Here is a 6,000-nt window from a genome sequence, read left to right on the forward strand (position 1 = left end):
CCCGGAAACGGGCAGCGCCCGGAAACGGGCGGCGCCCGGAAACGGGCAGCGCCCGGAAACGGGCGGCGCCCGGAAACGGACGGCGACGGAGCGAGACCAGAGAGCGAGTACCGCCTTGTCCCTCCCCGAACCGAACGTCCCGCGCCGCCGGGTGTTCCGCCGCATCGCCACCGCCACGGCCGTCGCCGCCGTCGGCGCCCTCGTCGTCGCCGGCTGCAGCTCCGGCAGCAGCGCCGACTCGATCGAGAAGAGCGCCCCGAAGGAGCTCAAGGGCACCGTGTCCCTGTGGCACTTCTTCACCGGCCGTGAAGCCGGCGTCGTGAAGACCGCCGTCGAGGGCTTCGAGAAGGCCAACCCCGACGTCACCGTCGACATCCACGCCGGTCAGGACGACGAGAAGCTGCAGAAGGCGATCTCGTCCGGCCAGAACATCGACGTGGGCCTGTCGTACTCGACCGCGATCGTCGGCAGCTTCTGCTCCTCGGGTGCCTTCCGCGACCTGTCGCCGTACATCAAGCGCGACAAGGTCGACCTGTCCGACATCCCGAAGGCGGTGCAGTCCTACACGCAGTACAAGGGCACGCGCTGCACCCTGCCGGCCCTCGCCGACGTCAGCGCCCTGATGTACAACAAGCCGCTGCTCGAGAAGGCGGGCATCACGACTCCGCCGAAGACACTGGACGAACTCAAGACCGACGCACTGAAGCTGACGACGTACAACGCCGACGGCTCCATCAAGCAGCTCGGCTTCAACCCGCTCATCGACTTCTACGAGAACTCCCCCGAGCACTGGGCGCCGATGGTCGACGGCTCGTGGCTCGACAAGGACGGCAACAGCGTGATCGGCACGTCCGACGCGTGGAAGAAGCTCATCACCTGGCAGAAGGGCTTCGTCGACGAGATCGGCTACGACAAGCTCAAGGCCTTCACGTCCGGCCTCGGGCAGGAGTTCGCGGCCGACAACGCGTTCCAGACCGGTCAGGTCGCGATGCAGATCGACGGCGAGTACCGCACGGCGTTCCTCAAGGACCAGAAGCCGGACCTCGACTACGGCACGTCCCCGACCCCGGTGATGGACGGCCTCGGCAACTACGGCTCGACGTACATCGCGGGCAACGTCGCGGGCATCGCGAAGGGGTCCAAGAACCCCGAGCTGTCGTGGGCGCTCCTGAAGTACCTGTCCACCAACACCGACGCGCAGGTCACGATGGGCAACGGTCTGAAGAACATCCCGACGCTCACCTCGGCGCTGGAGTCCCCCGACCTCGAGGTCGACGAGAACTACAAGACCTTCGTCGACGTCGCGGGCAACAAGGACACGATGACCTCGCCGGGCACCGCGGACGGTGCCGCCTACATCGGCACCTTCACGAAGTTCTGGCAGGCCTACCAGCAGAACGGCGGCGACCTCGACGCGAAGCTGAAGAAGCTGGACTCCGACATCGACAACGCGAACCAGCTGGCTGGTCCGTGATGAGCCTCACCACCAAGACGACCGGCCGGGAGGCGCGGCTCGCCCGCGCCGCCCGGCCCACGGGCCCGACGGGGTCCGGTCCGGTGCCCCCGACGGCTCCGCGACGTCGGCCCCGTTCCGCAGAGTCCCGGCGCCGCCTCGTCGCCCTGACGATGCTCGCGCCGGCCCTGGCGGGCCTGGTGATCTTCTTCGCCTACCCGCTCGTCGCGTCGATCTTCTACTCGTTCACGCGCTACAACCAGCTGCAGGAGCCCGAGTTCGTCGGGCTGCTGAACTACAAGTTCCTGTTCACCCAGGACCCGCAGATCGGGCCCGCGGTCGTGAACACGTTGTGGTTCGTCGTCATCCTGGTGCCGGTCCGGATCGTGTGCGGACTCCTGGTGGCCGGGCTGCTCAGCCGGGCCAAGACGGCCACCGGGTTCTGGCGGACGCTGTTCTACCTGCCCGCCCTGGTCCCGCCGGTCGCGAGCGTCGTGGCGTTCGTGTTCCTCTTCAACCCGGGCACCGGGCCGGTGAACCAGATCCTCCGGGTCTTCGGCATCGACGGCCCGCTGTGGTTCAACGACCCGGCGTGGTCGAAGCCGTCGCTCGTGATCCTGGGCGTCTGGGTGATGGGCGACATCATGATCATCTTCCTGGCGTCGCTGCTCGACGTGCCGCGCGACCTGTACGAGGCCGCGTCGCTCGACGGTGCGAACGGCGTCCAGCAGGTCCGGCACATCACCCTGCCGACGATCGCCCCGGTGATCGGGTTCGCCGCCGTGACGGGGGTGATCGCCGCGCTGCAGTACTTCACCGAGGCGGCCGTCGCCTCGGGCGTCGCGAGCGGCAAGGCGACGATCGGTGGCGGGACCGCCGCCCAGCTCGGCTACCCGGGCACCTCGCTGCTCACGTACACCGAGCTGCTCTACCAGCACGGGTTCGCGAACTTCCAGTTCGGCTACGCGTCCGCCATGGCCGTGGTCCTGTTCGTGATCACCGCCGTGGTGCTCGTCTTCACGATGCGTCGGATCAGTGTGTTCCGGCCGGAGGAGTCCTGATGACCGCTGTGTCCCAGTCCCCGCTCGCCCGGGCGCCCCGGGGTTCCGCTCCCCGCACCGGCAGGCCGCGCGGTCGCACGCTCGTGTGGATCGCCGAGCACGCCGCCCTGGTGGCCCTCGGCGTCCTGACCATCGCCCCGATCGTGTTCGTGGTCCTGACCTCGCTGATGTCGAGCAACCAGGCCCTCACGGCGTCGATCGTGCCCCGGCCGTTCGACTTCTCGAACTACGCGCGGGTGTTCACCGAGCTGCCGCTCACGCAGTGGTTCGGCAACTCGTCGATGTACGCCGTCCTCGCCACCGCGTTCATGCTCCTCAGCTCGGTGCCGGCGGCCTACGCGCTCGCCCAGATCAAGTTCAGGGGCGCGAACCTGATCTTCACGGTGATCATCGTCGCGATGCTCCTGCCGCCGCAGGTCACCGCGGTGCCGGTCTACGTGATGTGGTCGCACCTGCACCTGACCGGCACCCTGTGGCCGCTCATCCTGCCGAACCTGCTCGGCGACGCCTTCAGCATCTTCCTGCTCCGCCAGTTCTTCATGACCATCCCGAAGGAGTACGGCGACGCCGCCCGCATGGACGGCTGCAGCGAGTGGGGCGTGCTCTGGCGCGTGGTCGTCCCGATGGCCCGCCCGGGCATCGCGTCGGCGGCGATCTTCATGTTCTTCCACTCGTGGAACGACTACTACGGCCCGCTCCTGTACGCGTCCGAGAACCAGGCCGCCTGGCCGGTGGCGTACGGGCTCGCCACGTTCCGCGGGCAGCACGGCACCGACTGGTCGATGACGATGGCGATGACCGTCGTCGTCATGGTCCCCGTCGTCATCATCTTCTTCTTCGCACAGAAGGCATTCGTCGAGGGCATCGCGCTCACCGGCGTGAAGGGATAGCAGCTCCAGTGAAACTCACAGTCGTCGGTGGCGGATCCACCTACACCCCCGAACTCGTGGACGGCTTCGCCCGGCTCCGCGACCAGCTCCCCATCGACGAGCTCTGGCTCGTCGACCCCGACCCGGTGCGCCGCGAACTCGTCGGCGGTGTCGCCAAGCGGATGTTCGCGCACGCCGGCCACCCCGGCACGATCCACGTCACCGACGACGTCGTCGCCGGGGTCACCGACGCCGATGCCGTCATGTTCCAGCTCCGCATCGGCGGGCAGGCCGCACGGCAGCAGGACGAGACGTGGCCGCACGAAGCGTGCTGCATCGGGCAGGAGACCACCGGTCCGGGCGGCTTCGCGAAGGCGCTCCGCACCGTGCCCGTCGTCCTGGAGTACGCCGAACTCGTCCGGAAGCACGCCAAGCCGGACGCCTGGATCGTCGACTTCACCAACCCCGTCGGCATCGTCACCCGCGCCCTGCTCGAGGCCGGACACCGCGCCGTCGGACTGTGCAACGTCGCGATCGGGTTCCAGCGCCGCTTCGCGAAGGAGTTCGGCGTCGCCCCCGACCACGTCCGGCTCGACCACGTCGGCCTGAACCACCTGACGTGGGAGCGCGGCGTGCACGTCACGGGCGCGGACGGCGTCGAGCGCGACGTCATGGCGGACCTGCTCGCCGAGTCGGACGGAGCCCTCGGCCGGACGGCGGAGAGCGTGCACATGCACCCGGACCTCCTCCGCCTGCAGCACGCGATCCCCTCGTACTACCTGCGGTACTTCTACTCGCACGACATCGTGCTGCAGGAGCAGCTGCACGAGCCCACCCGTGCCGAGGCCGTCATGGAGACCGAGCGGGCCCTGCTCGCGAAGTACGCCGACGAGTCCGTCGTGACGAAGCCCGCCGAACTCGAGCAGCGCGGCGGCGCCTACTACTCCGAGGCGGCGATCGACGTGCTGTCCTCGATCCTCGGCGACCGCGGCGACGTGCAGGTCCTCAACGTGCGGAACGACGGCACGTTCCCGTTCCTGCCGGACGACCACGTCATCGAGGTGCCGTCGCGCGTCACCCGCCAGGCGATCACGCCGTTGCCGGTCTCCCCGCTCGACCCGGACATGGTCGGTCTCGTGTCGCACGTCGCCGGGTACGAGCGGCTCGCGCTCGACGCCGCGGTGCACGGCGGCCGCGACCGGGTGCTCCGTGCGATGTGGGCGCACCCGCTCGTCGGGCAGGTGGACAAGGCGGAGCAGCTCACCGACCTGCTCCTGGCCGCGAACGCGGAACACATCCCGTGGGCGCGATCGGAGCAGGTGACGTGGGCGGGCTGAGCCGGACCGGCGCGGCGGGCCCGGCCCGAGCCTCCCGTCCGCCCGCGCCGGTCCCACCGGACGCGACCGACGTCGTGCTCGCCGTCGACGGCGGCGGGAGCAAGACCGACGTCGTCGCGATCGCGCTCGACGGGACCATCGTCGGGCACGCACGCGGTCCGGGGTCGAACCCGCAGACGCGGGGCTGGGACCTCGCCGGCCCGATCCTCGACGACGTCCGCGCGCGGGTCGTCAGCGAGCTGGGTGACCGCCGCATCCGCACGACGCACGTGTACCTGGCCGGGCTCGACCTGCACGACGAGCTCGTCGCGGCGACCGCGGCCCTCGCGCACTGGGCCGATGACGGCGGCGAACCGCACGTCCTGGACAACGACCTGTTCGCGCTGCTGCGGGCCGGCACCCTGTCCCCCGACGCCGCGGCCGTGGTGTGCGGCACCGGGATCAACGCCCTCGCGGTGCGGGCTGACGGCACGACCGCACGGTTCCCGGCCATCGGGGACGTCTCCGGCGACTGGGGTGGCGGCGCGTGGCTCGGCAACCGGGCGCTCTGGCACGCGGCTCGGGCCGACGACGGTCGCGGCCCGGCGACGGCGTTGGTCGGCGCGGTGCCGGCGGCGGTGGGCCTGCGCAGCGTCCGCGAGGTCACCGAGGCCATCCACTTCGGCCGCTTGGACCAGCGCGTGTTCAACCGGCTCTGCCCGGTGCTGTTCGACGTGGCCGGAGCCGGCGACGCGGTGGCCCGGGGCGTCGTGGAGCGGCAGGCGGAGGAGATCGTCCTGCTCGCCGCGGTCGCACTCGAGCGCTTGGGCCTCGGTGGTTCGGCGGCCGAGCCGGTGCCCGTCGTGCTCGGCGGCGGGGTGCTCGCTGCTCGGCACCCGTTGCTCGTCGACGGTGTCGTCGACGGGCTCGCTGCCCGGGTCCCCGGAGCGGTGCCGACCTGGGTGACCGATCCCCCGGTGCTCGGCGCGGGGCTGGCGGCGCTGGAGTCGGTCGGTGCCGACGACGCGGCGCTCGAGCGGTACCGCGAGGCCGTGCGCTCCCGTGCCTTCGCGAGCACGACCGCGCTGATCCGCTGACGCGCGCGCGGGCGCGGGCGCGGCGGGCGGGGGGACTTCGTGCGCAGGAAAGGGTGGGGCGGGCGGCCCCAACCGACCCTTTGTTCCCTCGAAACGGCACCCCCCGCAAAACCGGGAACCCCGACGGCGGGGAGGGGGTGCCTTTGGGCAATGGAAGCCACGTCTACACCAAACCCCGGGAACACAACGCCCTTCCAACCCTGG

At 70.4% G+C, this 6,000-nt stretch carries 5 protein-coding genes; all 5 read left to right on the top strand.

Annotated elements, in window-relative coordinates:
* The first annotated feature begins 115 nt into the window (after positions 1 to 115).
* From M4960_RS15010 to M4960_RS15030, 5 genes are read left to right on the top strand one after another with little or no spacing between them, the layout of a single operon-like run.
* On the top strand, positions 116 to 1,474 hold the full coding sequence (locus M4960_RS15010; RefSeq protein WP_248704655.1) for an extracellular solute-binding protein: 1,359 nt from the start codon (positions 116 to 118) through the stop codon (positions 1,472 to 1,474).
* Positions 1,474 to 2,514, top strand: a complete 1,041-nt coding sequence (locus M4960_RS15015) for a carbohydrate ABC transporter permease (RefSeq protein WP_200849231.1) — start codon at positions 1,474 to 1,476, stop codon at positions 2,512 to 2,514. Before M4960_RS15010 ends, M4960_RS15015 begins: the two co-directional genes overlap by 1 nt.
* Positions 2,514 to 3,404 carry a carbohydrate ABC transporter permease gene (locus M4960_RS15020; RefSeq protein WP_248704656.1) on the top strand — a complete coding sequence of 297 codons (891 nt, stop codon included), beginning with the start codon at positions 2,514 to 2,516 and terminating at the stop codon, positions 3,402 to 3,404. The genes M4960_RS15015 and M4960_RS15020 overlap by 1 nt, the downstream gene beginning before the upstream one ends.
* 8 nt (positions 3,405 to 3,412) lie before the next feature.
* On the top strand, positions 3,413 to 4,720 hold the full coding sequence (locus M4960_RS15025; protein WP_123340745.1) for a 6-phospho-beta-glucosidase: 1,308 nt from the start codon (positions 3,413 to 3,415) through the stop codon (positions 4,718 to 4,720).
* Positions 4,708 to 5,796 carry a BadF/BadG/BcrA/BcrD ATPase family protein gene (locus M4960_RS15030; RefSeq protein WP_248704657.1) on the top strand — a complete coding sequence of 363 codons (1,089 nt, stop codon included), beginning with the start codon at positions 4,708 to 4,710 and terminating at the stop codon, positions 5,794 to 5,796. The genes M4960_RS15025 and M4960_RS15030 overlap by 13 nt, the downstream gene beginning before the upstream one ends.
* Positions 5,797 to 6,000 lie beyond the last annotated feature (204 nt).

Origin of the sequence: Curtobacterium sp. MWU13-2055, from assembly GCF_023242305.1 — a bacterium.
Taxonomy (GTDB): Bacteria; Actinomycetota; Actinomycetes; order Actinomycetales; family Microbacteriaceae; genus Curtobacterium.